The 24,847-nt window shown below is 63.6% G+C and carries 23 protein-coding genes and 3 tRNA genes; 18 read left to right on the top strand and 8 right to left on the bottom strand.

From position 1 onward, the window contains the following. Positions 1–13: 13 nt before the first annotated feature. Together DOD19_RS09280 and DOD19_RS09275 are read left to right on the top strand one after the other, a co-directional pair. On the top strand, positions 14–1,222 hold the full coding sequence (locus DOD19_RS09280; RefSeq protein WP_024976080.1) for a porin: 1,209 nt from the start codon (positions 14–16) through the stop codon (positions 1,220–1,222). Then, complete coding sequence (locus DOD19_RS09275; RefSeq protein WP_112185245.1) at positions 1,222–2,163, top strand: aldose 1-epimerase; 942 nt, start codon at positions 1,222–1,224, stop codon at positions 2,161–2,163. The genes DOD19_RS09280 and DOD19_RS09275 overlap by 1 nt, the downstream gene beginning before the upstream one ends. A 14-nt stretch (positions 2,164–2,177) precedes the next feature. Here the strand turns inward: DOD19_RS09275 and DOD19_RS09270 are convergent, their stop codons facing one another. From DOD19_RS09270 to DOD19_RS09260, 3 genes are all read right to left on the bottom strand, one after another. Beyond that, entirely contained in the window at positions 2,178–2,300 is a 123-nt protein-coding gene (locus DOD19_RS09270; RefSeq protein WP_316684342.1) for a hypothetical protein, read from the bottom strand. Positions 2,301–2,446: 146 nt separating this feature from the next. Further along, positions 2,447–2,522: transfer RNA gene (locus DOD19_RS09265), tRNA-Lys, on the bottom strand. A 39-nt stretch (positions 2,523–2,561) separates the two neighbouring features. Continuing rightward, positions 2,562–3,488 carry a LysR family transcriptional regulator gene (locus DOD19_RS09260; RefSeq protein WP_024976074.1) on the bottom strand — a complete coding sequence of 309 codons (927 nt, stop codon included), beginning with the start codon at positions 3,486–3,488 and terminating at the stop codon, positions 2,562–2,564. 92 nt (positions 3,489–3,580) lie between these two features. On the opposite strand from DOD19_RS09260, the gene DOD19_RS09255 reads away from it, so the two are divergent. Then, positions 3,581–4,684 (top strand): YeiH family protein, encoded by a 1,104-nt coding sequence (locus tag DOD19_RS09255; RefSeq protein WP_112185243.1) that lies wholly within the window; start codon positions 3,581–3,583, stop codon positions 4,682–4,684. Between the two features lie 148 nt (positions 4,685–4,832). Further along, a complete protein-coding gene (locus DOD19_RS09250; protein ID WP_112185241.1) occupies positions 4,833–5,567 on the top strand; it encodes a thioredoxin family protein in 735 nt (244 codons plus the stop codon). Between the two features lie 42 nt (positions 5,568–5,609). Here the strand turns inward: DOD19_RS09250 and DOD19_RS09245 are convergent. The 5 genes from DOD19_RS09245 to DOD19_RS09225 all read right to left on the bottom strand — a co-directional run bounded on the left by DOD19_RS09245 (position 5,610) and on the right by DOD19_RS09225 (position 9,261). Further along, a tRNA-Leu gene (locus DOD19_RS09245) sits at positions 5,610–5,700 on the bottom strand. A gap of 80 nt (positions 5,701–5,780) precedes the next feature. After that, a tRNA-Asn gene (locus DOD19_RS09240) sits at positions 5,781–5,856 on the bottom strand. A gap of 110 nt (positions 5,857–5,966) precedes the next feature. Next, a complete protein-coding gene (gene fdxA, locus DOD19_RS09235) occupies positions 5,967–6,296 on the bottom strand; it encodes a ferredoxin FdxA (RefSeq protein ID WP_004626101.1) in 330 nt (109 codons plus the stop codon). A gap of 178 nt (positions 6,297–6,474) precedes the next feature. Continuing rightward, a complete protein-coding gene (recJ, locus tag DOD19_RS09230) occupies positions 6,475–8,169 on the bottom strand; it encodes a single-stranded-DNA-specific exonuclease RecJ (protein ID WP_112185239.1) in 1,695 nt (564 codons plus the stop codon). A gap of 12 nt (positions 8,170–8,181) precedes the next feature. Further along, on the bottom strand, positions 8,182–9,261 hold the full coding sequence (locus DOD19_RS09225; protein ID WP_112185238.1) for a hypothetical protein: 1,080 nt from the start codon (positions 9,259–9,261) through the stop codon (positions 8,182–8,184). Positions 9,262–9,332: 71 nt separating this feature from the next. Between DOD19_RS09225 and DOD19_RS09220 the strand changes: the two genes are divergently transcribed. The 14 genes from DOD19_RS09220 (at position 9,333) to ftsB (ending at position 24,818) form a co-directional block, all read left to right on the top strand. Then, positions 9,333–10,583, top strand: a complete 1,251-nt coding sequence (locus DOD19_RS09220; RefSeq protein ID WP_112185236.1) for a lipoprotein-releasing ABC transporter permease subunit — start codon at positions 9,333–9,335, stop codon at positions 10,581–10,583. After that, entirely contained in the window at positions 10,576–11,304 is a 729-nt protein-coding gene (gene lolD / locus DOD19_RS09215) for a lipoprotein-releasing ABC transporter ATP-binding protein LolD (RefSeq protein WP_024976056.1), read from the top strand. Before DOD19_RS09220 ends, lolD begins: the two co-directional genes overlap by 8 nt. Before the next feature lie 84 nt (positions 11,305–11,388). Next, positions 11,389–12,201 (top strand): TatD family hydrolase, encoded by an 813-nt coding sequence (locus DOD19_RS09210; RefSeq protein ID WP_112185234.1) that lies wholly within the window; start codon positions 11,389–11,391, stop codon positions 12,199–12,201. A 9-nt stretch (positions 12,202–12,210) separates the two neighbouring features. Continuing rightward, entirely contained in the window at positions 12,211–14,733 is a 2,523-nt protein-coding gene (locus DOD19_RS09205; RefSeq protein WP_112185232.1) for a DNA internalization-related competence protein ComEC/Rec2, read from the top strand. Between the two features lie 103 nt (positions 14,734–14,836). After that, positions 14,837–16,321, top strand: coding sequence for a circularly permuted type 2 ATP-grasp protein (locus tag DOD19_RS09200; RefSeq protein WP_024976053.1), 1,485 nt, complete (start codon positions 14,837–14,839; stop codon positions 16,319–16,321). Positions 16,322–16,386: 65 nt separating this feature from the next. Next, entirely contained in the window at positions 16,387–17,337 is a 951-nt protein-coding gene (locus DOD19_RS09195) for an alpha-E domain-containing protein (RefSeq protein ID WP_024976052.1), read from the top strand. 57 nt (positions 17,338–17,394) lie between these two features. Beyond that, entirely contained in the window at positions 17,395–18,240 is an 846-nt protein-coding gene (locus DOD19_RS09190) for a transglutaminase family protein (RefSeq protein ID WP_112185230.1), read from the top strand. Positions 18,241–18,323: 83 nt separating this feature from the next. After that, positions 18,324–19,226, top strand: coding sequence for a peptidase (locus DOD19_RS09185; RefSeq protein ID WP_024976050.1), 903 nt, complete (start codon positions 18,324–18,326; stop codon positions 19,224–19,226). A 15-nt stretch (positions 19,227–19,241) separates the two neighbouring features. Continuing rightward, on the top strand, positions 19,242–20,063 hold the full coding sequence (locus tag DOD19_RS09180) for an alpha/beta hydrolase (RefSeq protein WP_112185228.1): 822 nt from the start codon (positions 19,242–19,244) through the stop codon (positions 20,061–20,063). 91 nt (positions 20,064–20,154) lie between these two features. Beyond that, positions 20,155–21,819: a CTP synthase gene (locus DOD19_RS09175; RefSeq protein ID WP_112185227.1), complete on the top strand. Its 1,665-nt coding sequence runs from the start codon at positions 20,155–20,157 to the stop codon at positions 21,817–21,819. Between the two features lie 21 nt (positions 21,820–21,840). Continuing rightward, positions 21,841–22,695, top strand: coding sequence for a 3-deoxy-8-phosphooctulonate synthase (gene kdsA, locus DOD19_RS09170; RefSeq protein WP_024976047.1), 855 nt, complete (start codon positions 21,841–21,843; stop codon positions 22,693–22,695). A gap of 74 nt (positions 22,696–22,769) precedes the next feature. Next, entirely contained in the window at positions 22,770–23,060 is a 291-nt protein-coding gene (locus tag DOD19_RS09165) for a DUF1330 domain-containing protein (protein ID WP_024976046.1), read from the top strand. A 47-nt stretch (positions 23,061–23,107) separates the two neighbouring features. Continuing rightward, entirely contained in the window at positions 23,108–24,391 is a 1,284-nt protein-coding gene (eno, locus tag DOD19_RS09160) for a phosphopyruvate hydratase (RefSeq protein ID WP_024976045.1), read from the top strand. Between the two features lie 91 nt (positions 24,392–24,482). Continuing rightward, on the top strand, positions 24,483–24,818 hold the full coding sequence (ftsB, locus tag DOD19_RS09155) for a cell division protein FtsB (protein WP_024976044.1): 336 nt from the start codon (positions 24,483–24,485) through the stop codon (positions 24,816–24,818). Positions 24,819–24,847: the final 29 nt, after the last annotated feature.

Here is a 24,847-nt window from a genome sequence, read left to right as displayed (position 1 = left end):
CGAGATAACAACGATGAAAACCACACGAGCCAAACGATCCCGTTCCCTCACGCCGGTCTATGCGTCGGTTGCGCTGCTTTGCGCGGGCGCTTCGATGCATGCCGCAGCGCAAACGTCGGTCACGCTGTATGGCGTGGTCGACAATGCCTTTGCCTATTCGAGCAACCAGGGCGGCCACTCCAACGCCTACATCAATTCGGGCGCCTTGCTGGCCAGCAAGTTCGGCCTGTATGGCACGGAAGACCTGGGCGGCGGCAACACCGCACTGTTTCGGCTGGAGAGCGGCTTCAATGCCGACACGGGTCAGCAAGCGCAGGCCGGCTTCATCTTCAACCGTCAGGCCTACGTTGGCCTGAGCAACACGAACTACGGCCAGGTCACGCTGGGCCGTGCGTACACGCCGTACTTCCAATACGTCGCATCGCTGGGCCCGACCAACGTGCTGACGGGTGCCACTGGCGCACACCCCGGCGACGTCGATGCGTTGGACACCACGCTGCGCTTCAACAACTCCATCACCTACACCACGCCGGTGTGGGGCGGTCTGCAAGCGGGTGTGCAATACGGCTTTGGTGAACAAGCGGGCAGCGTTTCGAACGGCAGCAGCGTGAGTACCGCGCTGCGCTACGACTACCAGGCTTTCTCGTGGGGCGTGGGCTACACGCGCCTGAAAAACGTATCAAGCGGCACGACGGCAGGCAACTTCAGCAACGTCGGGACGTTCGCCAACAACTCGCCGGTCAACTCCGGCTACGCCACGGCAGATTCCGCCCAGCTCATCGCTACGGCCGCGCGGTATACGTTCGGCAAGCTGATGGTGGGCCTGAACTACTCGAATGTTCAGTACAAGCCGGGTGCGCTCTCGCTGTTCACGCAGTCGGCCACGTTCAATACGGTGGGCGCGATTGCCACCTACGATCTGACGCCCGCATTGCGGCTCGCTTTTGGCTACAGCTACACGGCTGAGAAGGCACGCAACGGCATCAGCTCGCCGGCCAAGTACAACCAGTTCTCGATGGAGCAGTTGTATTCGCTGTCCAAGCGCACCGCGTTCTATGCGATTCAGGCGTATCAGCGCGCCAACGGCCAGACGCTGCGCGCTTCTGGGGCGAGCACGTCAATCGTGGATGCGGTGGCGTCGGTGGGCGACTCGCAGAACGGTACGCCGTCGAACGGGCGCAGCCAGTTTGTGGGCATGGTCGGCATTCGGCATTCGTTCTGATGGACAGCAACACCAAAACTTGGCTCGCACCGGGGCCGGTGCATACGCTGCAGGCCGGCGCATTGACGATGGATGTCGCGCCGGCGGCAGGGGGCCGCATCGCCTCGCTGGCTTCGGCCGGCGAGGGCGGCCATCGTGTCGACTGGCTGGCGCCGATGTCGACCGATTGCCTGCGTGACGGCTTCGAGGGGCTGGCATGGCCCAAGGCCGGATGCTATCCGCTGCTGCCGTTCTCCAACCGCATCCGCGATGGGCGCTTCCAATGGGACGGGCGCGAGATTCGTCTCGCACCGCACCCAGGCCAGGCGCATGCCATGCATGGATTGGCGCATGCACGTGCCTGGACGGTGAAGCAGGTTACCGCCTCGTCGATCGAACTTGGTTTGCGCTATGTGCCCGAGGCAGACAACTGGCCGTGGCCTTTCACCGCCACGCAAACGCTGTTGCTGAGCGAGTCCGGCCTGGATGCCGTCATGACGCTGCGCAATGACGGCGACAGCAGCATGCCGGCAGGTGGCGGCTTTCATCCGTACTTCGCCCGCACGCCCGATACACGTGTGCAGTTCGACGCTGCGACGATGTGGCCGACCGACGTGGGTGAAGTTGCCGTCCGCCGCGAGCCGATCACGCCGCAGGAAGATTTCCGCCACGCCCGCGCATTGCCGGACGCAGCGCTCAGCGTCTACTACAGCGAATGGCAGCAGCGTGCCGTGGTGTCGTGTGCAGGCGGTGTGCTCACGCTCACCGCCGACGACCCGCTCGATCACTTCATCCTGCACGCACCCCACGCGCAACCGTATTTCTGTCTGGAGCCTGTTTCGCACGTGGCCGACGCGATCAACCTGGCGGCCCAGGGATGGGAAGGCACGGGCCTGCGCGCTTTGGCGCCCGGCGAGACGCTGCAGATGCGCATGCAACTGCGCATCGAAACCACGGCCTGAAATGCGACGCCGCGTTAGTGGCGCTCGCCGGCCAACGGCGCTTCTTTGCCGAACCACTCCGTGAGGAAGTCGATGAATGCGCTCACCTTGGCCGACAGGTTGGCGCGTTCCGGATACACCGCGAAGATGTCTGCCACGGGCAGCGGGGGAGAGGACTCCGCGGAACGATTGGCCGGCGCCACGAGCGTCGGCCGTTTTGTTTTCCGCGCACTGAAGCGAAAGCGCGTCGCAAATCGCGCAAATGAAAAAGGCCCGACAGTTGCCTGTCGGGCCTTCCATATTCTGGTGGGGCGTGAGTGACTCGAACACTCGACCTACGGATTAAGAGTCCGCTGCTCTACCAACTGAGCTAACGCCCCGCGAAGAAACGAGACTATATCAACCTTTTTTGGATCACGCTAGTCCTTTGCGCGAATTTTTTTCGAATCGGTTGTGTGACCGCGTAGCACGTCGATGAATTGCGTGAGCCCGTGCGTCGGATGCTTGTCGCGATGGCGCACGATCAGCAGCGGTCGGGCGATGCGCGGCAGGCCGCTGGCGACCTCGACAAGGCGGCCATCGCGCAACGCATCGGCCACCACGTGGCGCGACAGGCAACTGATGCCGTAGCCTGCCGCCACCGTGCGCTGAATGGCTTCGGAGTGGCCGAGTTCAAGCGCCACATGCAGCGGCCCGACCACCGAAGCAATGCGGCTATCGATCAGTTCGCGCGTGCCGGAGCCGGGTTCGCGCATCAGCCAGCCCGCTTCGCGCAGCGCTGCGTGGGAGACGGGCCCTGTTCCTTGCGTGAGTGGGTGCCCGGGCGCGGCCACGATCACCATCTCATCATCGATCCATGTTTCGATTTCCAGCGCCTCGCCGCGACAGGTGCCTTCAATCAGGCCGATGTCGACTTCGAAACGCTGCACGGCATCGACCACGTCTTGCGTGTTGCCGATCAGCACGTCGAGCTGGCTGTCAGGTGCGATCTCGTGCCGGAAGCCCGCGAGCAGGGCGGGCAGCACGTAGTTGCCGATCGTGCTGCTGGCCGCGAGCTTCAGGCGCACGTTTGGCTGGGCGGTTGCGTGTTCCAGCGCATCGGCGTGATCAAGCAGCGCCTGCGCTTGCGGCAGAAGCTGCCGGCCCAGCGCATTCAGATGCAGACGGCGCGCATGCCGGTCAAACAGCGGATGTCCGAGCGTGGATTCCAGTTCCGCCAGCGCCGCGCTTACGGCCGATTGCGACAGGCCAAGGGTTTCACCGGCAGCGGTGGTCGTCTCACTTTGGGCGATGGCGGCGAAGACGGCCCACTGTCGCAGTGTGACCCGAGGCGCTTTGTTATCCATAAAAGTGGTTGAAATTACGAAAATTACCTGTTTTACATGTTATCACGATCCGCATATCGTTATGCGCATAGCGAATAAGCAAGGCGAACGTGATGACGATTGCACAGAAACAGTTGGCCCCCCAGGGTGTGGCAGCGGGATTGGATGGGCGAACGCTCGCCAGCGTGGCGGTGTTGTTCGGGTGTGCGGGGATTGCGGTGGCGCTCGGGGCAATGCCGTGGGCTGGGCACCTGGGCTTGAGTGCGCTGACGCTCGCCATCCTGCTCGGCATGGCTGTCGGTCATGTGCCTGGGCACCAGCGTTGGCTGACGCCAGGGGCAATCCAGTTTGCGCGCCATACACTGCTGCGCGCTGGCGTGATTCTCTACGGCGCCCGACTGACGCTGGCGCAGATCCAAGATCTCGGTACTTCGGGCGTGGTGATTCCGCTGGTCGTATTGGCAGCGACGATGCTGGCCGGTACGTGGATCGGCACACGTTGGTTTCGCCTCACGCGCTCACAAGCCGTGCTGGTGGCGGCCGGCAGTGCAGTATGTGGGGCAGCGGCCGTGCTGGCCGTTGCGCCAGCCGTGAAGGCCTCACCACGCGAAACGGCCGTGGCGATCGCCAGCGTGGTGCTGTTCGGCACGATTGGCATCTTTCTGTATCCGTGGCTGTACGCGCTTGTTACGCATGCCGGTGTGGCCATCACGCCGGAGCACTTTGGCGTCTACATCGGTTCGACGATGCACGAGGTTGCGCAGGTGATTGCCGCGGCGCGTCCGCTGGGCGACGACGCCACCAACGCGGCGGTCGTCAGCAAGATGGTGCGTGTGCTGGCGCTGGCCCCGTTGCTTGTGGTGCTGGCTTGCACAACGCCCAGTGAAGCTCGGGGTACCGCTTCGACGTCTCCTGAGAATGCGCTTCGCAAAGCCGCCGGCCACGCCTGGAAAGCGATGCCCTGGTTTGCGGTGGGGTTGCTGATCGTGACGCTGCTCAATTCCGCCGGTGCGATCCCCGCCGCCTGGCACGCCCCCATCGACGCCATCGACACCGCCATGCTGGCCTGCGCGATGTTTGCCATCGGCACGCAAACGCATGTGCCGATGCTGCTGAAATCCGGTGTGCGTCCGCTGCTGTGCGCCGCTGTGCTGTGGGTGGGGCTGGTGGGCGGCGGCGCGCTCATCAACGTGGGCGTGCGCTGGCTGGTGGGCTGATCCGGCACCTGAAGTGGCATGTGTAGAGGCGGCTGATTCTCTTCCATGGCGCGCAAGTCGCATCCGGTTGGCGACTTGCGCGCCGCGGCTTTTCATTCGCGTGAGGCCGCCTAGTATGAAGTCCTGAGTCTTAGACAGAGGGGCAGCCATGCAAACGCATCCGGTAGTTTCAAGAGACGAATGGCTCATCAGACGCCGTGCGCTACTGGCCCGCGAGAAGGATGTCATCCACCTGCGCGACGCCGTCAACGCCGAACGCCAGGCACTGCCTTGGGTCAAGGTCGATACGGAATACGTATTTGAATCATCGGAAGGCAAGAAGACGCTGGCCGAACTGTTCGACGGCCGCAGCCAGTTGGTGGTCTACCACTTCATGTTCGGCCCCGACTGGGATGCAGGCTGCCCAGGGTGCTCCTTCTTCTCCGATCATGTTGGCGGAATGCTCACGCATCTGAACCACCATGACGTGACGCTCGTCGCCGTGTCTCGCGCGCCGATGGACAAAATCGCGGCTTACAAAAAGCGCATGGGCTGGCGATTCCCGTGGGTATCGTCGTTCGACACGACGTTCAACCATGACTATCGCGTGAGCTTCTCGCAAGACGAACTCGCAAGCGGCTCGGTCGACTACAACTACACCGCAACGCCCCGTGAAGAAGCCCATGACGAACTGCCCGGATTGAGCGCGTTTTACAGGGACGAGACGGGCGCTGTCTTCCACACGTACTCGACGTATGCGCGCGGCTTGGAAGACATGGTCGGTACGCTGCTGCTGCTCGATCGCGCGCCGCTCGGCCGCAACGAGGCGGGTCCTTTGTCGTGGGTGCGCCGTCACGATGAATACGAAGATGCACCGAAGGCGCACGCGTGCTGCGCGTCGTAAGGCGCAGGAGCGGAAAGGAGTGGGGGGAAGAGAAGAAAGGATTGGTGCCCGAGGCCGGGATCGAACCGGCACGCGCCGATTAGGGCGCAGCGGATTTTAAGTCCGCGGTGTCTACCAATTTCACCACTCGGGCTTGGGGCGGGTGCAAAACAATACACGAGACCGCCGCCACAAATGAAAACGCCCCGCACGAAGCGAGGCGTTTTGTTATTTTGGCTCCCCGACCTGGGCTCGAACCAGGGACCTACGGATTAACAGTCCGGCGCTCTACCGACTGAGCTATCGGGGAATCGCTGCAACAGCGAAGAAATGAATTCTAGCTAGTTTTCGATCTGCCCGTCAACACCTTTTTTTTGCGATGCACTACAAAAATGTGTCCGACAAGTTCACTCAACTAGTTCAGCCGCGGTCGAGGTACTGCTCCTTGTCCTTCACGTCCTTCCAGTCGTCGGCGTCGGGCAAGGGTTGCTTGGTCTTGGTGATGGACGGCCAGCCGGCTTGTGCAAGCTCGACATTGATGGCGATCCACTTCTGCTGATCAGCGGGCACGTCTTCTTCGGCATAGATGGCGTTGACCGGGCATTCGGCCACGCAGACGGCGCAGTCGATGCACTCGTCCGGATCAATCGTCAGGAAGTTCGGGCCTTCGCGGAAGCAGTCGACGGGGCAGACGTCCACGCAGTCGGTGTACTTGCAGCGGACACAGCTTTCGGTAACGACGTGAGTCATTTCGCTTGGAAGTTGATGCTAGGAATTCGTGGGGCGCGCGGTCATGGATGCTTGTGCGTTCCCATGCCGGCAGTCCCGCATTGTAACGCACCGGCCGTGCCCGACTGCTGCGTCATCTGTGTGCCGTCAGACAGTTTTGGCATGTGTTTATGCGTTCGCGCAAGGTTTGACCAATCTGCTATTGCGCATGCTCGATCACCATCTGCACGCGCGTAATGCCGTTGAAGGTGTTGTTGTCGAGCCGGTAGGCCACATACGCCGAGGCGCCCAGCGGCTCCGCGTGGTTGAACCAGATGGCGTCGAAATGCTGCTTGCCGCGGCCAAGCTTGAGTTTCAGGTGCTTCTCCTTCAGCACGGCCTGCGACAGCACATCGAATTCGCCGCAGAAGCTTGGCGCCGGAAAGCCCTGACCCCAGACCTGGGTTTCGAGCAGCTCGACGAACTGCGGCGTGAAGCATTCGGGGTCCGCCTCGCCATCGGTTTCGAGCACGCGTGAGAGCAGCGCCTCGGTCAGCCATTCGCGGCCGACGGCCTCGAAGGTCGAGACGAATGCATCGAACCCGTCTTCACGCAGCGTGAGCCCAGCCGCCATGGCATGGCCGCCGAACTTCACGATCAGGCCCGGGCTGCGCTTGTGCACGGCGTCCAGCGCATCGCGCAGGTGGAAGCCGGGAATCGAACGGCCCGAGCCCTTGATGACCCCATCGTCGCCGGGCGCGAAGGTGAAGACGGGGCGGTGGAATTTGTCCTTGATGCGAGAGGCGACGATGCCGATCACGCCCTGGTGCCACGTCTCGTTGTAGACCGCGATGGTGTGGCGGCCCGCGCCGTCCAGGGCATTCATGCTGTCGAGGATGGCGAGCGCTTCCTGCTGCATGCCGGCTTCGATCTCGCGGCGCTCGCGGTTCATACCGTCGAGTTCCGCGGCGATGGCCATGGCGCGGTCGTAGTCATCGGTGAGCAGGCATTCGATGCCCAGTGACATGTCGGCTAAGCGCCCGGCGGCGTTCAGACGGGGGCCGAGGCCGAAGCCGAGATCGAACGTCGACGCGCGACGCGCCTCGCGGCCGGCCACGCGGAACAGCGCGGCGATGCCCGGGCACATCCGCCCGGCGCGCATGCGCTTGAGGCCTTGCGCGACCAGCAGCCGGTTGTTGGCGTCGAGCTTGACCACGTCGGCCACGGTGCCGAGTGCTACCAGATCGAGCAGCGCATCAAGGCGCGGCTGATCTTGCGGCGTGAACACGCCCCGCTTGCGCAACTCCGCCCGCAGCGCCAGCAGCACGTAGAACATCACGCCCACGCCCGCCAGATTCTTGCTCGGGAAGCCGCAGCCCGGCTGGTTCGGGTTGACGATCACGCGCGCCTCGGGCAACTGCGCCCCGGGCATGTGGTGGTCTGTCACGACAACATCGATGCCCAGCGCATTGGCCGCAGCCACGCCCGCCACATCGGCGATGCCGTTGTCGACGGTGACCAGCACGTCCGGCTTCTCGCGCGCGGCCAGTGCCACGATTTCGGGCGACAGGCCGTAGCCATACTCAAAGCGGTTCGGGACGATGTAGCTGACCTGCGCGCCGAGCATGCGCAAGCCGCGCACGCCGACGGCGCAGGCGGTGGCGCCGTCGCAGTCGTAGTCGGCAATGATCAGAAGGCGCTTGCGGGCGGCGATGGCATCGGCGAGGTAGCGCGCTGCGTCGTCAATGCCCTTGAGTTGCGCGGGCGGCAGCAGGTCGGTCAGCTCGGTCGACAGTTCGTCGGGCCGGGCGACGCCCCGGGCGGCGAGGATGCGTGCGAGCACAGGGTGAATGCCGTGGCCGGCCAGCGTGGTGGCGGCGTCGGCCGAATGCGAACGGACAGCGATGCGGGTCATGCAGGATTAGCCTCAAGCGGCCATGGAAAGCGGGGAGAGCGCATCACGCAAGGTGCGTGGACGACTGAAGCGGCGCAGCCAGCCGAACGGGCCATTGGCGAGTTCGCGGCGGGTGACGCGGTAGTGGGCGTAGTGCGAGTCGCCGGTCAGCACGAGCGAGACGGCATTGATGCGGCCGTCAGCCAGCGCATCGGCGGCGGGGGCAAACCAGTCGCGGTCGTACGCGCGCAGGGTTTCGATCCAGTCGTACCAGTCGGCGGAGAGATACGGCTTGCCGGCGTTGTCCAGCAGCGCGGCGGCGCTCGTGTCGTCGAACGGCACGGCGGCCAGCGTTTCCGCGCACAGTTCAGTGGCGTTGCCGGCGTGACACAGGCCGGCGAAGAACGGATCGGCCCCGATCATGCGCTCGGCAATGGGGCGGGCGTCGACCAGCGCGCCCTGGCCGAATAGCCAGACCGAATTGACCGGCAGCAGGCCACGCGCCTCGCGCGCTTGGTTCACGGGGTGGTCGTACCAGGTCATCTGGATCTCGTTCTGGAACTTGCGCCAGGCGCGCTCCTGCTCGCCCTTGTGCATCCAGATGTCGATGTTGTGGCCGGTTGCGCGTTGCGGCGCGGCGGCAATGAGGTCGCCAAAGGGTGAATCGGCGACGTACCAGCGGGCGGCGTGCGTGGCATCGAGCGTGATGCCCATTTCGGCGACCAGGGGGGTGATGGCGGCGCGCAGGGCGTCGGCGTCTGCGGCTTCCAGGCGGAGCTGGGCCGGGTCGAGCATCACCAGATGGTCCCGGGCGGCGTGGATGTGGACCGGCTGCAGGCAGGCCCAGGTGCGCGTGTCGGCGCTGCCGCCGTCCGCCAGTCGCATGTACGGCGCCGACGGCAGCGGAGAAATGGGTAGCCCGGCATGCGCAGCCAGCCAGCGCTCGTGCGGCAGCGTGGGCAGGTAGGCGTCGTCGTGGCGCTCGCGTTCCGCCTCGCGTGCACGCGCGAGCAACCTTTCCAGGCCTGGCAAGGTCAATTGACGGTAAGCGTCGTCCGCCACCTCGGCAGCGGGCGCGCAAAACGGGACAATCAGGGTGAGTTCAGGAATCATGGCTCCGAGATTGTAAACTTCCGGCTCGTCGGCCAGTGAGCCGGACAAATCACACCCACGGGGAATCCCCTTTGAAACTTCCATACGAATGGCAGATCGGCTGGCGGTATACGCGCGCAAGCAAGCGCGCCAGCCGCAATAGCTTCATCTCTTTCATCTCGCTCATCTCCATGCTCGGCATTGCGCTGGGGGTGGCGGCGCTGATCATCGTGCTCTCCGTCATGAACGGCTTCCAGAAGGAAGTGCGGGACCGCATGCTGTCGGTGCTGGCACATATCGAGGTCATGGCGCCGAACAGTCTGCCGGACTGGCAGCGTACCGCCAATGAGGCGATGCAGAACAAGGAAGTCATCGGGGCGGCACCATACGTGGGCGCGCAGGCCATGATCACGCGCGACGAGGCGGTGCGCGGCGTGCTGCTGCGCGGGGTGTCGCCGGCGGACGAGCCGAAGGTTTCGGATATTGCGAAGGACTTCAAGGTGGGCACGATCGACGACCTGAAACCTGGCGAATTCGGCATCGCCCTGGGCAGCCAACTGGCCAACGGCCTGGGCGTGCACCAGGGGGACAAGGTCACGCTGGTGGCGCCGCAGGGCACCATCACCCCGGCGGGCGTGTTGCCGCGCCTGAAGCAGTTCACGGTGACGGGCATCTTCGAATCGGGCCACTACGAGTTCGACAGCTCGCTGGCGCTGGTCAATATGGAAGACGCCGAGCGCCTGTTCCGCCTGGACGGCCCGACCGGCGTGCGCCTGAAGCTGGTGGACATGGACCGTGCCCCGCAGGTGGCCGAAGCCCTGTCGCGCACGCTGACCGGCGAGCTGTACATCCGCGACTGGTCGCGCCAGAACCGCAACTGGTTTGCCGCCGTGAAGACCGAGAAGAAGATGATGTTCATCATCCTCACGCTGATCATCGCCGTGGCGGCATTCAACCTGGTGTCCACGCTGGTGATGACGGTGACGGACAAACAGGCCGACATTGCCATCCTGCGCACGATGGGCGCGCAGCCGGGCTCGATCATGAAGATCTTTATCGTGCAAGGCGTGGCGATCGGGTTTATCGGCACATTGCTGGGCGTGGGCTTCGGCACGCTCATCGCGTACAACATCGACGTGATCGTGCCTTTCATCGAGCGTCTCTTCCACGTGCAATTCCTGCCGCGTGACATCTACTTCATCAGCGAACTGCCCTCGGACCCCCGCGTGAACGACATTGCGACCATTGGCATCATTTCCTTCATCCTTGCGTCGGTGGCGACGCTGTATCCGAGCTGGCACGCCTCGCGCGTGAATCCGGCGGAGGCGCTGCGCTATGAGTGAGGCCGTCATGACTTCCATGGAAGCGCCGGCCGCAGCGCCGCAGGGTGTGGTGGTGCAGGCCGAAGGACTATCCAAGTCGTTCCACCAGGGCGGCTTGAATGTCGACGTGCTCAAGGGCGTGGACATCCGCATCGGCGTGGGCGAGAAGGTCGCCATCGTCGGCGCGTCGGGCTCCGGCAAGAGTACGTTGCTGCATGTGCTGGGCGGGCTGGATGAGCCGACGTCGGGCCGCGTCTCGTTGCTCGGCAAGCCTTTCACCGCAATGAAGGAGCGCGAGCGCAACACCCTGCGCAATCGGGCGCTGGGCTTTGTCTATCAGTTCCACCATCTGTTGCCGGAATTCACCGCGCTGGACAACGTCGCGATGCCGCTGCGCATTCGTGGCGTGGAAGAAGCGCAAGCGCGCCACACCGCACAGGCGATGCTCGAGCGCGTGGGCCTGGGCCCGCGCACGGCGCACCGCCCGGGCGAGCTGTCCGGCGGCGAGCGCCAACGCGTGGCGATTGCGCGTGCGCTGGTCGGGTCCCCGGCTTGCGTGCTGGCTGATGAGCCCACCGGCAACCTCGACGACCACACCGCCGGTGAAGTGTTTGATCTGATGCTGGAACTCACGCGCACGCTGGGCACCAGCTTTGTCATCGTCACGCACGATATCGAACTGGCGGGCCGCTGCGACCGCATTTTCCGCCTGCGGGAAGGCCATTTGCACCAAGAGCGCTGAGCCGGGCGGCACAATCGGAAAAGGCGGATTCCAGAACACCGCGCTTTCCGGTACGTTGCCGCCTTTTCTAGCGCAGAACTGACCATGTGGATCGACACTCATTGCCACCTCGACGCCAGCGACTTTGATACCGACCGTGATGCAGTCGTTGCGCAGGCGCATGCGGCGGGCGTCAACCACATCGTCGTGCCGGCGGTCGCGCGCTGGAATTTCGATACGGTGCGGGCGCTGGCGCATCGGCATGCCGGTTGCAGTTATGCGTTGGGCATCCATCCGATCTACGCCGCGCAGGCCACCGACGACGACCTGCTCGAACTGCGCCGCCAGGTCGCCGCGTCAATGGACGACCCGCGCTTTGTGGCCGTCGGCGAGATCGGCCTCGATTTCTTCATTCCCGACTACGATGTTGAGCGGCAGAACGCCGTCTTCCGTGCGCAACTGGGCATCGCTCGCGAATTCGACCTGCCTGTGCTGATGCACGTGCGCAAGTCGCAGGACCAGGTGCATAGCGCCGCCGCCAAGGCGGGCGTACGCGGAATTGCGCATGCGTTCAACGGCAGCCCGGAACAGGCGCATCGCTTTGTCGATTCCGGTTTCAAGCTGGGATTCGGCGGCGTCTTTACCTTCTCGCGCGCCAATCGCGTGCGTCGGCTGGCGCAGGAATTGCCGATCGAGTCGATCGTGCTGGAAACCGACGCGCCCGACCTCGCGCCCGCTTGGCTGGCCGACGACCAGTTCGGCGAGCAGGGTCGTGTGCGCAATGTTCCGACAGAAGTCGCGCGCATCGCCGACGCGATGGCGCAATTGCGTGGCATCTCCGTTGAGGCGTTGGCCGAGCAGGCGTGCCGCAACAGCATCGAAGCCATTCCTCGCCTGGCAGCGCTGTTGCAAGCCTGACGGCCGCGCGTGCGTCTGTGGCTGATCGGCTTTGTTGCCGGCTGCATGGCATTGCAGATGCAGGCGACGCTCGCGCCGGTGTGGCAGCCGCTGGGCGCGGTGTTGCTCTGCCTGTTGCTGGCAGTTGTCACGCGACGTCGGCCAATGCTGTTTCTCGTCTTGCTGGTCGCCAGCGCCATCGCGGCGGGTTTTGGCTGGAGCGATTGGCGCGCGCAGCAGCGCATGGCTGTGGCCCTCAGCCCTGCGTGGGAAGGCAAGGACATCATTGCAACCGGGGTGGTTGCCGAGCTGCCGCAGAATGGCGACGACGCCACGCGTTTTCTCTTCCACATCGAATCCAGTAATGCGGGTGATGCCGTGCCGCCACGCGTGCGCCTGTCCTGGTATGGCACGCGAACCTGGGGCAACGTAAGCGAGGAGGGCGCAAAGCCCGACCAACGTGCCGGCATCCCCGATCTGAAACCCGGCCAGCGCTGGCAGCTGACGCTACGCGTAAAGCGCCCGCATAGCCTGACCAACCCCGGTGGCTTCGATGGCGAATACGCAATGCTGGCCGACAACATCCGCGCCATCGGCTACGTCCGTACGGGAAAGCGCGCGCAGAACGTCGCGCTGGATGAGGCCGGCACCGGTTTCGGCGTTGAGGTAGAGCGCTGGCGTGCCAGCGTGCGGCGCCACATCCTCGCGACGTTGCCCGATGCACGCTACGCGGCCGTCATGGTGGCGCTCGTGGTGGGCGACCAAAGCGGCATCGCCCGCGATGACTGGGACCTGTTCCGCCGCACAGGCATCAGTCACCTCGTCAGCATTTCAGGGCTGCACATTACGATGATCGCCGGGCTGTTTGCCGCGTTGTGGATGGCGTTGTGGCGCCGGTCGTTCGGGCTGGCGCGCTGGCAGCACACGCCATTGCCGCTGCGCATGCCCACCCCGCGCGCAGGCGCCATCGCGGCCATGTTGGGGGCGTTCGGCTACTGCCTGCTTGCCGGCATGGGCGTGCCGGCGCAACGCACGCTGCTGATGCTGTCCACCGTGGCCATCGCCAGGTTGACCGATCGGAATGTGCCGCCCAGCCTGTCGCTGTGCTGGGCGGCCGTCGTGGTGGCGGTGGTGGACCCGTGGGCGGTCATGTCGGCTGGTTTCTGGCTGTCATTTGGCGCGGTGGCGATCATCTTCATCGCCGCGCAGATGGCCCTCGACGGCCGTCGCAATGGCAAAGCAGACGGCCGGAGGGAACGCACCCAGCGCGCATTGGTGGGCGGCACGCGGATTCAGCTTGCAGTCACATTCGGGCTGCTGCCGTTGACCTTGCTGCTGTTCCAGCAGACGTCGGTGGTTTCCGCGGTGGCCAATGGGCTGGCGATTCCCGCGGTGAGTTTCGTGACGACACCGCTGGCGCTGATCGGCGCGGCGCTCCCTGATCCGGTAGCGCGGCCGGTGCTGATGTTGGCCGAGGCGAGCTTCCGCTGGCTGGCCATTTGGCTTGAATGGCTGGCACAGCCGCGCTGGTCGGTGTGGGTTGCGCCGGTCGCGCCCGTGTGGGCCTTACTGCTGTCGATGGTTGGCGTAGCGCTATTGCTGTTGCCTGGCGGCATGCGCGCATGGGTATGGCGCGCTCAAGGGGCCTTGCTCCTCTTGCCGCTCGTGCTGGCGCGTGTGCCAGTTCCACCGCCCGGCGAATTCCGGCTCATCGCGTTCGATATCGGCCAAGGTGCCGCTGCATTGGTCGAAACCGCCAACCATCGCCTCCTGTTCGACACCGGTCCACGCTACAGCGATCAGGCGGATGCCGCCGCCCGCGTCATCACTCCTTACCTGCGCAGCCACGGCGTCGAATTGCTCGACACGCTCGTCGTCAGCCACGAAGACAGCGACCACGCCGGTGGCACCGAAACGGTGATCGATGCGGTGCCAGTGCGCACCATGTTGGCGTCTTTGCCTCAACGGCACGCCTTGCGCAGCGTGGCCGATGAAAACGGCATCCGCTTTACCGATTGTTTGGCTGGGCAAGCATGGACGTGGGATGGCGTTGTCTTTGAGGTGCTGCACCCGCTGCGCCAGCCTGCTGAAAGCGAGCACGTGTCCAGCAACGCCCGCAGTTGCGTGGTGCGCATCGCCAATGGCCGACACGCTGCGTTGCTGACTGGCGATATTGAAGCCGCCCAGGAAAGCGCCCTCATCGCTGCCGAAACGCCCGGGCGACTGATGGCAGACATCTTGCTTGTGCCGCATCACGGCAGCAAGACAAGCTCCAGCGGCGCGTTCTTGGACGCAGTTTCTCCGCAGGTGGCAGTTTTCCAGGTCGGCTACCGCAACCGGTACGGACATCCGCATCCGCAGGTCTGGCAGCGCTACGTGGCGCGCGACATAGGCGGTTTGCGCACGGACAGGACCGGTGCCGTCGTTATCGAGACCGACGGCGATGTGCTGGACGTCCAGACTGCGCGTACCATGCGGCCGCGGTACTGGTCTTCCGCGCAGGAAGTGGAATCCCTGGCAACGGCCACCGGCGCCTTCGACGCCCAGCCGTAAACTTGGAGGCATAACGGGTTGGCCCCATTGTGGGGGTCAAAACCGCTGTGCTATAAAAACCACGTGCCGCGTACATCGCGCGGCGCCGTCAGGGGAGAAAAGCATGGCAGTCCGGTTCTACGATGAAATGCTCAACTGGCATGACGGGGACCGCAACCCTCACGCCGCCGAACCGGCCCCGGCAGCCCTCGTCCAGCAAGGCGAGGTGCGCGGCCACTACGGACGTTTCGCCGAATGGCTGGGCGCGCAGTCCGCCACGACGCTGCAGAACAAGCGCGCCGAGGCAGACCTGATCTTCCGCCGCGTCGGCATCACCTTTGCCGTGTACGGCGACAAAGACGAATCGAACAGCGGCACCGAACGCACGATCCCGTTCGACATCATTCCGCGCATCTTCCCGGCCAGTGAGTGGGCCAAGCTCGAACGCGGCCTGCGGCAACGCGTTGATGCGCTCAACCGCTTTCTGCACGACATCTATCACGAGCAGAACATCCTGCGTGCCGGCGTTATCCCGCCCGATCAGATCTACAACAACGCCCAATACCGCCCCGACATGCTCGGCGTGGACGTGCCGCGCGACATCTACGCGCACGTGGCCGGCATTGACATCGTGCGTGCCGGCGAGGGCGAGTTCTACGTACTGGAAGACAACCTGCGTGTGCCTTCCGGTGTGTCGTACATGCTGGAAAACCGCAAGATGATGATGCGGCTGTTTCCGGAATTGTTTGCGCGCAATCGTGTGGCGCCCGTCGCGCATTACCCCGACATGCTGCTCGACATGCTGCGCAGCGTGTCGCCGCAGAACATTGCCGATCCGACGGTGGTGGTGCTCACGCCCGGCATGTACAACTCGGCGTATTTCGAGCATGCGTTTCTTGCGCAGCAGATGGGCGTTGAGCTGGTGGAGGGGCACGATCTTTTCGTGCAGGACGATCACCTCTATATGCGCACGACACAGGGTCCGCAGCGCATCGACGTCATCTATCGCCGGGTGGACGACGATTTCCTCGATCCGCTGGTGTTCCGGCCGGATTCCTCCCTGGGTGCGGCAGGGCTGCTGTCGGTCTATCGCGCGGGCAACGTCACGATCTGCAATGCCATCGGCACCGGCGTGGCGGATGACAAGTCGATCTATCCGTATGTGCCGGACATGATCCGCTTCTACCTTGGCGAAGAGCCGATCCTCAATAACGTGCCGACGTACATGTGCCGCCGGCCGGACGACCTGCAATACGTGCTCGACCACATGGGCGAACTGGTGGTCAAGGAAACGCACGGTGCAGGCGGCTACGGCATGCTGGTCGGTCCGGCCGCCACGCAGGAAGAGATTGCCGCCTTCCGTGAGGTGGTGAAGGCTCGCCCGGAACAATACATTGCGCAGCCCACGCTGGCGTTGTCGACTTGTCCAACGTATGTGGAAGCAGGCATCGCGCCGCGCCATATCGATTTGCGGCCGTTCGTGCTGTCCGGCAAGGATGTGCGCATGGTGCCGGGCGGCCTCACGCGCGTGGCGTTGCGGGCGGGCTCGCTGGTGGTCAACTCGTCGCAGGGAGGCGGGACGAAGGATACGTGGGTGCTGGAGCGCTGAACGCTCGCGCATTGTCGCAACTGGCAGTCGATCAATTGCATATCGAATACGTAGAAGGGAACGCCATGCTCAGCCGCACCGCAGACCACCTTTTCTGGATGGCGCGCTACACCGAACGCGCCGAGAACACCGCCCGCATGCTCGACGTGAACTACCAGACCTCGCTGCTGCCGCAATCCGCGGAAGTGGCCGAGCAGGGCTGGTGGGCAATGCTCGACATCTGCGAACTGACGCAGGTCTTTGACGAACGCTATGGCCTGCTCTCGCGCGATGATGTGATCGATTTCATGGTGCGTGACATGACCAACCCGTCGTCGATCATGAGTTGCCTGCGCGGCGCGCGTGAGAACGCCCGGGCGGTACGCGGCTCCATCACGACCGAGGTTTGGGAGACCATCAACACCACGTGGCTGGACGTTCAGCGCCTGATTGCCGAAGGCATGCTGAGGGACGATCCGTCGCAATTCTTTGAATGGGTGAAGTTCCGCTCGCATCTGTCGCGCGGCGTGCAGGTCGGCACCATGCTGACGGACGACGCGTTCCATTTCATGCGCCTGGGCACGTTCCTGGAACGCGCAGACAACACTGCACGGCTGCTGGATGTGAAGTTCCAGTCCACGCCCACCCGCGATGAAACCGCGGCGGAGCAGGGCGACTTCTACCATTGGGCCGCCACGCTGCGCTCGGTGTCGGGCTTCGAGGTCTACCGCAAGATCTATCGCAACGTCATTACGCCGACGCGCGTGGCGGAGTTGCTGATTCTTCGCAGCGACATGCCGCGTTCGCTGCTGGCCAGCATGGACGAGGTGGTTGAGATTCTTGCGACTGTGCGCAACAGTCAATCGGCAGAGACCGAACGTCGCGCTGGTAAACTGCACGCCGACCTGCGGTACGCCCGCATCGAAGATATTTTTGCGGTCGGCCTGCATGCCTGGCTGACCAACTTCCTGGAGCGGATCGGCGACTTGGGCAACGGCATCAGCCAGGATTTCCTGGTGCCGCTCGAGGTGGCGTGACGTGCAGGACAATGTGCATACATCGGGGCGCTATTTTCGGGTGGTGCCCGTGTCATCGTGAAATACCAAATTCGACACACGACGGTCTACCGTTATGCCGAGCCGCTGCGCCACAGCGTGCATGAGCTGCGGCTGACGCCTCGCAGCGGCGAGCTGCAGCAGGTGGACAGCTGGCAGATCCACGCGCCTGGCAACCTCACGCGTGCCACGGACGGTTTCGGCAATGTCGTCCATCACTTCACCCTCGGCAACCGCACGGATGACGTCGTCATCGACGCGCGTGGCATTGTCGAGGTGTTTCCTGCGGGCGCGCCCGGCAGCCATCGGTTTGTCGATGCGCCCGGGCAAGGGCGCTATCGCGTGTCGCCGCTGTATTTTCTGAGTGCTACGTCGCTGACTTCCGCGCCGCCCGAGATGATCAACTTTGCGCGCGAGCATGCGCTGGTGCACGGAGACGCGGAATCTGCAGTACGCCTTGCGCAAGCCATCGCCACGCGCGTGAGCTACAAGCCGAACACCACCCACGTTGGCACCACCGCTGCGGAGGCGTTTGGCCTGGGCACGGGCGTATGCCAGGACCAGGCGCAGGTGATGGTCGCGTGCTGCCGGGCGCTGGGTGTCCCGGCGCGCTATGTCAGCGGCTATTTCCATGCCGTGGGCGAAGAGGATCTTGCCAGTCACGCCTGGGCCGACGTTTGCCTCGACGCCGAATCGCACACGTGGTGCAGCATCGATGTCACCCACCAGTGCTTTACCGATGCCCGCCACATCCGGCTGGCAGTCGGGCGCGATTACCAGTCCGCGGCTCCGGTTCGCGGTGTGCGGCAGGGCGGGGGTGCCGAGACGCTGGATGTCAGCATTTCCATCGAGCCATTGCCCGCCGACGCTACCCGAGTGAATTGAGCATCTCTTCCAAGCGCGCAGATGGGTTCCGATCGGCGCGCTAGAATGCCTTCAACCCACCGTTTCCGTTTGTTGCTTCGCCCATGACTTATTGCGTCGCCATGCGCCTGGACGCAGGCCTTGTGTTCCTGTCCGACTCCCGCACGAATGCGGGCGTGGACGCCATTTCCACGTTCCGCAAAATGACCGTCTTCGAGCGCGAAGGCGATCGTGTCATGGTGCTGCTGACGGCCGGCAATCTGGCGATCAGTCAGGCGGTGCGCCAAGTGCTGACCGAAGCGCGCGGCAAGCCGCGCTCGCTGTGGACGGCGCGGGACATGTTCGAGGCCGCCACGATTGTTGGCGAGGCCGTGCGCGACGTCTACGACCGCGACGCGGCAGCGCTGGCCAAGGCCAAAATCGACTTCAACGTCAGCATCGTCTTCGGCGGGCAGATCGGCGCAGAGCGGCCGCGCCTGTTCAACGTCTACGCGGCAGGCAACTTCATTGAAGCCACGCCCGAGAATTGCTATTTCCAGATCGGCGAAGCCAAGTACGGCAAGCCGATCATCGACCGCGTGGTCAGCCCGGGGCTGCCGCTGGACGAAGCCGCAAAATGCGCGCTGATTTCGATGGATTCAACGCTGAAATCGAATATTTCCGTGGGCTTGCCGCTGGATCTACTTGTCTATGAGACCGACTCCCTGCGTGTGACGCGCTTTGTCGCCATCGACGAAGAGAACCCATATTTCACGATGATTCGCGGCACATGGGGCAAGCGCCTGCGCCAGGTGTTTGCCGAAATCGACGATCCGGATTGGGAAACCGGCACTTCGCCTTCGTACCCGTTGCGCCGCGAGGGTCATCCCTCCGCGGAGGTCGGGCCCGTGCGCATCGCGCCGCCCGCCGCTGACGCGCCCGCAGTGCCGGAGCGCGCGCCCGGTCCTGCGTTGGAGCAGGTATCCACGATCCAGCGCGTGGCCGGCGGATCGCAGAAGTCGCACTGAGGCACAGGATCTGCGATGCGTGATGTGATGCTTTTTTCGCATGCCAACGGCTTTCCCGTGGGAACGTATCGCAAGATGCTAGGCGTGCTGGGTGACGAATTCGACATCCGCGCCGTGGAGCGTTTTGGGCATGATCCGAGGTTTCCTGTCACCCGTTCCTGGCCCGGTCTTGTGAAAGAGCTGCTCGCCGAAATCGACGCGCAGGCCGAGCCTGTCTGGCTGGTGGGTCATTCGCTGGGTGGCTTCTTGAGTTTGATGGCGGCGCTGCGCCGGCCCGAGCGCGTGCGTGGCGTCGTGATGCTCGATTCGCCGATCATCGCGGGATGGCGCGCCAAGCTGCTGCGCGTGGCGCAATGGCTGGACATCGACGAGAGCCAATCACCTGCCGCAGCGACGAAAAACCGGCGCCATCTGTGGCCCGATCTCGACTCCGTCTGGAGCCACTTCAAGGCCAAACGCAAGTTCGATCGTTGGGACGAAGAGGTGTTGCGCGACTATGTCGAGCACGGCACCGAGCCTACCGGGCGTGACCACGAGCGCACACTGCGCTTCTCGCGCGAAATCGAATACCAAATCTATCGGACATTGCCGACCAACATGGGGCGCAAAGTCGCTGGTGGCACCGCGTTCCCCGTCAGCTTTGTGGCTGGCACGCGTTCGCGCGAGATTCGCCAAGTCGGACTGGGCGCGACCCGGCGCATCGTCGGCGGGAGGCTGCGCTGGATCGAGGGCAGTCATCTTTATCCGATGGAAAAGCCGCTCGAAACGGCCCAGTTGATCCGCGAGTTGATCAACGAAATGCGCGCCAACGCAGGCGCCATGCGGCACGCCGCATAGGCGAGGCTGCCTTGGGGCAAATTCCACCGTTCTGTCACGGATCGGAGAGGGGACCTTTGCTATAATCCGGCTTTCCCCGGCAAGCTAGGTCATGACCAAGTTCGTATTCGTTACCGGTGGCGTAGTGTCCTCACTCGGCAAGGGCATCGCCGCCGCCTCGCTCGCGGCCATTCTCGAGTCGCGCGGCCTCAAAGTCACCCTCCTCAAACTCGATCCTTACATCAACGTCGACCCGGGCACGATGAGCCCGTTCCAGCACGGCGAAGTGTTTGTGACCGAGGACGGCGCAGAAACCGACCTCGATCTTGGCCACTACGAGCGTTTCGTCTCGGCCAAGATGCGCAAGGCGAACAACTTCACCACCGGCCAGATTTACGAATCCGTGATCCGCAAGGAGCGTCGCGGCGAGTATCTCGGCAAGACGGTGCAAGTGATTCCGCATATCACCAACGAAATCCAGGCGTTCATCGAGCGCGGTGCTGCTGCATCGCATAGCGGTAAGGCCGATGTGGCGATCGTGGAAATCGGCGGTACGGTGGGCGATATCGAATCGCTGCCGTTCCTGGAAGCCGCACGTCAGATGAGCCTGCGCCTGGGTCGCAACCAGGTGGCGTTCGCACACCTGACGCTGGTGCCGTTCATTGCCAGCGCCGGCGAGCTGAAGACCAAGCCGACCCAGCACTCGGTGCAGAAGCTGCGCGAAATCGGCGTGCAGCCGACCGCGCTGCTGTGCCGCGCCGACCGCCCGATTCCCGACGATGAGCGCGCGAAGATTTCGCTTTTCGCCAACATGCCGCAGGACGCGGTCATCTCAGTGTGGGATGTCGACACCATCTACAAGATCCCGCAAATGCTCAACGAGCAGGGGCTGGATCGCATCATCTGCGAAGAGCTGCGCATCGAAGCGCCGCCGGCAGACCTGTCGGTGTGGGCGCATATGGTGCACACGCTGGAAAACCCGCAGCACGAGATCACCATCGGCATGGTCGGCAAATATGTTGACCTGACCGAGTCGTACAAGTCGCTGATCGAGGCGCTGCGCCACGCCGGCCTGCATACCTCGACGCGCGTCAATATCGAGTACATCGATTCCGAAGAACTGGAATCGGGCCATACGCAGGTGCTGGACACGCTGGACGCGATTCTGGTGCCGGGCGGCTTCGGCAAGCGCGGTACGGAAGGCAAGATCCGCGCAATTCAGTACGCACGTGAAAAGGGCGTGCCGTACCTGGGCATCTGCCTGGGGATGCAGTTGGCAGTGATCGAATTCGCCCGCCATCTGGCCGGCATGAAAGACGCCAACAGCACGGAATTCAACGACGAGACCGAACACCCGGTGGTCGCGCTCATTACCGAATGGCTGGATCGCGATGGCCGTGTTGAAAAGCGCTCGGCCGACTCCGACCTGGGCGGCACCATGCGCTTGGGCTCGCAGCGCGTGCCGGTGCAATCTGGCACCAAGGCAGCGGCAATCTATGGCGCGGAAGTCAACGAGCGCCATCGTCACCGCTACGAGGTGAACAATCACTACGTGCCTCAGCTGGAAAAGGCCGGGATGATCATTTCCGCGCGCACGCCGTCGGAAAACCTGCCGGAAATGATGGAGCTGCCGGCGTCGATGCACCCGTGGTTCGTCGGCGTGCAGTTCCACCCGGAATTCACCTCGACGCCGCGTGATGGCCACCCGCTGTTCAAGGCCTACGTGGAAGCCGCGCTGGCGCATCACCAGCAGAACACGCAACGCGCTGTCGCCTAAGCGCCGGCACACGGGAACATCATGAAACTCTGCGATTTCGAAGTCGGCCTCGACAAACCGTTCTTCCTGATTGCCGGCACCTGCGTGATCGAATCCGAGCAGATGGCGATCGACACCGCCGGCACGCTCAAGGAGATTACCGGCGAGCTGGGCATTCCGTTCATCTACAAGTCGTCGTTCGACAAGGCGAATCGCTCGTCGGACGCCTCGTTCCGCGGTCTGGGCATGGAAGAGGGGCTGCGCATTCTGGCGGAAGTGCGTCGCCAGGTGGGCGTGCCTGTGCTGACCGACATCCACGAGATTGATGAGATCAAGCCTGTAGCCGAAGTCGTGGACGTGCTTCAGACGCCGGCGTTCCTGTGTCGCCAGACCGATTTCATCCGCGCCTGCGCGCAGAGCGGTAAGCCCGTCAATATCAAGAAGGGCCAGTTCCTCGCGCCGCACGACATGAAGAATGTCATCGACAAGGCGCGTCATGCTGCCCGCGATGCCGGCCTGCCGGAAGACAACTTCATGGCCTGCGAGCGCGGTGCCTCGTTTGGTTACAACAACCTCGTGTCAGACATGCGCTCGCTCGCGATCATGCGAGAGACGGGGGCGCCGGTGGTGTTCGACGCCACGCATTCGGTGCAATTGCCGGGCGGCCAGGGCACCAGCTCGGGCGGCCAGCGCGAGTTCGTGCCGGTGCTGGCACGTGCGGCCATCGCCGCGGGCGTGTCGGGCGTTTTCATGGAAACGCACCCCGATCCCGCATGCGCGAAATCAGACGGTCCGAATGCCGTACCGCTGCGTCGCATGAAAGACTTGCTGTCGGTTCTGAAAGAACTGGATGTGCTCACCAAGCGCAGCGGTTTCCTGGAAAATCAGTTCGACTGATTGACTGATCCCAACCCGACCGGCGGCAGCGTATGCTGCCGTCGTCGTTTGTTGCAGCTTCTGGAGAGAGACACATGGCCGCTGGCTACATCCTCGCGTACGTGGACGTGACAGACCCCGTGCAATACGAACAATACAAAGTGCTGTCGACCAAGGCCATGCAGGCTCATGGCGCGGAGCCGCTGGTGCGCGGCGGCAAGACCGAGCAGCTGGAAGGCGAGTGGAACCCGACGCGTATCGTCGTGCTGAAGTTTGCAAGCTACGATGCTGCGAAGGCGTTTTATGACAGCGAGGAATACCTGGCTGCGCGCGATGCGCGCGCCAAGGCCGCCAAGATGAACATGATTGTGGTCGAAGGCATCTAAGCCCATCGACTGCTTGCGTTAGCTTTAAGACACCAAGAGGGATTTTCATGAGTGCCATCGTAGATATCATCGGTCGCGAAGTGCTGGACTCGCGCGGCAATCCGACTGTCGAATGCGACGTGCTGCTGGAATCGGGCGTGATGGGCCGTGCCGCGGTGCCGTCGGGCGCATCCACCGGCTCGCGCGAAGCCATCGAACTGCGTGACGGCGACAAGTCGCGCTACCTGGGCAAGGGCGTGCTCAAGGCCGTCGAGCACATCAACACCGAAATCTCCGAGGCCATCATGGGCCTGGACGCGTCGGAACAGGCTTTCCTGGATCGCACCCTGATCGATCTGGACGGTACCGAGAACAAGAGCCGCCTGGGCGCAAACGCCATGCTGGCCGTGTCGATGGCTGTTGCCAAGGCTGCTGCCGAAGAAGCCGGTCTGCCGCTGTATCGCTACTTCGGCGGTTCGGGCGCGATGCAGATGCCGGTGCCGATGATGAACATCGTCAATGGCGGTGCACACGCCAACAACAGCCTGGACATCCAGGAATTCATGGTGATGCCGGTCGGCCAGTCGAGCTTCCGTGAAGCCCTGCGCTGCGGCGCAGAGATCTTCCACGCACTGAAGAAGATCCTGGCTGACAAGGGCATGAGCACGGCCGTTGGCGACGAAGGCGGCTTCGCACCGAACTTCGCCAGCAACGAAGAGTGCCTGAACACCATCCTGTCGGCCATCGAGCAAGCTGGCTACAAGGCCGGTGAAGACGTGCTGCTGGCGCTGGACTGCGCTGCTTCCGAGTTCTACAAGGACGGCAAATATCACCTCGAAGGCGAAGGCCTGCAGCTGTCGTCGGAAGATTTCGCCAACTACCTGGCAAATCTGGCTGACAAGTTCCCGATCGTGTCGATCGAAGACGGCATGCACGAGAGCGATTGGGCCGGTTGGAAGGTCCTGACCGAAAAGCTCGGCAAGAAGGTGCAGCTGGTTGGCGACGATTTGTTCGTTACCAACACCAAGATCCTGAAGGAAGGCATCGAGAAGGGCATCGCCAACTCGATCCTCATCAAGATCAACCAGATCGGTACGCTGACCGAGACGTTCGCAGCCATCGAGATGGCCAAGCGCGCCGGCTACACCGCTGTGATCTCGCACCGCTCGGGCGAAACCGAAGACAGCACGATCGCCGATATTGCCGTTGGCACGAACGCTGGCCAGATCAAGACCGGCTCGCTGTCGCGCTCGGATCGCATGGCCAAGTACAACCAGTTGCTGCGTATCGAAGAAGACCTCGGTGATATCGCCAGCTACCCGGGCAAGTCGGCGTTCTATAACCTGCGATAATCCCTCGCAGTTTCGCTCCGCATGACTGTGCGACCGCCGCTTTGGCGGTCGCATGGTATTTGGGGCCCGAGTACCGCCAACGCTTGTCTCTATGCGCCTGATTACGCTGTTCCTGCTGCTGTTGCTGCTTGCTATCCAGTACCCGCTTTGGCTGGGCAAGGGCGGCTGGCTGCGCGTGTGGGACATGCAGAAGCAGGTGACGGCGCAGAATCAGCGCAACGCTGAACTGAAGCAGCGCAACACCAAGCTCGAAGGCGAAGTGAAGGATTTGAAGGAAGGCACGGGCGCCATTGAAGAGCGCGCGCGCTATGAGCTGGGGATGGTGAAAGACGACGAAGGCTTCGTGCAGTTCGTCGCGCCGGCCCCGAAAACCAGCGAAACTCCGCCACCGCCGCCCCCTCCTGCGGGCCAGCAGGCGCATCACTGAGCCAGCTATGCGAACGCATCCTGCAGATG

This window comes from Ralstonia sp. GX3-BWBA (assembly GCF_003290055.1).
Lineage (GTDB): Bacteria > Pseudomonadota > Gammaproteobacteria > Burkholderiales > Burkholderiaceae > Ralstonia > Ralstonia holmesii.
This window is presented reverse-complemented; position numbering and strand designations above follow the sequence as displayed.

Bases quoted from the DNA above. Each gene is read 5' to 3' on its own strand.
- recJ (WP_112185239.1), bottom strand. From the start codon at position 8,169: ATGACCCGCATCGCTGTCCGTTCGCATTCGGCCGACGCCGCCACCACG.
- DOD19_RS09250 (WP_112185241.1), top strand. From the start codon at position 4,833: ATGCAAACGCATCCGGTAGTTTCAAGAGACGAATGGCTCATCAGACGC.
- DOD19_RS09280 (WP_024976080.1), top strand. From the start codon at position 14: ATGAAAACCACACGAGCCAAACGATCCCGTTCCCTCACGCCGGTCTAT.
- DOD19_RS09275 (WP_112185245.1), top strand. From the start codon at position 1,222: ATGGACAGCAACACCAAAACTTGGCTCGCACCGGGGCCGGTGCATACG.
- DOD19_RS09260 (WP_024976074.1), bottom strand. From the start codon at position 3,488: ATGGATAACAAAGCGCCTCGGGTCACACTGCGACAGTGGGCCGTCTTC.
- DOD19_RS09185 (WP_024976050.1), top strand. From the start codon at position 18,324: ATGACTTATTGCGTCGCCATGCGCCTGGACGCAGGCCTTGTGTTCCTG.
- eno (WP_024976045.1), top strand. From the start codon at position 23,108: ATGAGTGCCATCGTAGATATCATCGGTCGCGAAGTGCTGGACTCGCGC.
- DOD19_RS09225 (WP_112185238.1), bottom strand. From the start codon at position 9,261: ATGATTCCTGAACTCACCCTGATTGTCCCGTTTTGCGCGCCCGCTGCC.
- DOD19_RS09180 (WP_112185228.1), top strand. From the start codon at position 19,242: ATGCGTGATGTGATGCTTTTTTCGCATGCCAACGGCTTTCCCGTGGGA.
- fdxA (WP_004626101.1), bottom strand. From the start codon at position 6,296: ATGACTCACGTCGTTACCGAAAGCTGTGTCCGCTGCAAGTACACCGAC.
- DOD19_RS09165 (WP_024976046.1), top strand. From the start codon at position 22,770: ATGGCCGCTGGCTACATCCTCGCGTACGTGGACGTGACAGACCCCGTG.
- DOD19_RS09200 (WP_024976053.1), top strand. From the start codon at position 14,837: ATGGCAGTCCGGTTCTACGATGAAATGCTCAACTGGCATGACGGGGAC.
- DOD19_RS09195 (WP_024976052.1), top strand. From the start codon at position 16,387: ATGCTCAGCCGCACCGCAGACCACCTTTTCTGGATGGCGCGCTACACC.
- lolD (WP_024976056.1), top strand. From the start codon at position 10,576: ATGAGTGAGGCCGTCATGACTTCCATGGAAGCGCCGGCCGCAGCGCCG.
- DOD19_RS09175 (WP_112185227.1), top strand. From the start codon at position 20,155: ATGACCAAGTTCGTATTCGTTACCGGTGGCGTAGTGTCCTCACTCGGC.
- kdsA (WP_024976047.1), top strand. From the start codon at position 21,841: ATGAAACTCTGCGATTTCGAAGTCGGCCTCGACAAACCGTTCTTCCTG.
- DOD19_RS09210 (WP_112185234.1), top strand. From the start codon at position 11,389: ATGTGGATCGACACTCATTGCCACCTCGACGCCAGCGACTTTGATACC.
- ftsB (WP_024976044.1), top strand. From the start codon at position 24,483: ATGCGCCTGATTACGCTGTTCCTGCTGCTGTTGCTGCTTGCTATCCAG.
- DOD19_RS09255 (WP_112185243.1), top strand. From the start codon at position 3,581: ATGACGATTGCACAGAAACAGTTGGCCCCCCAGGGTGTGGCAGCGGGA.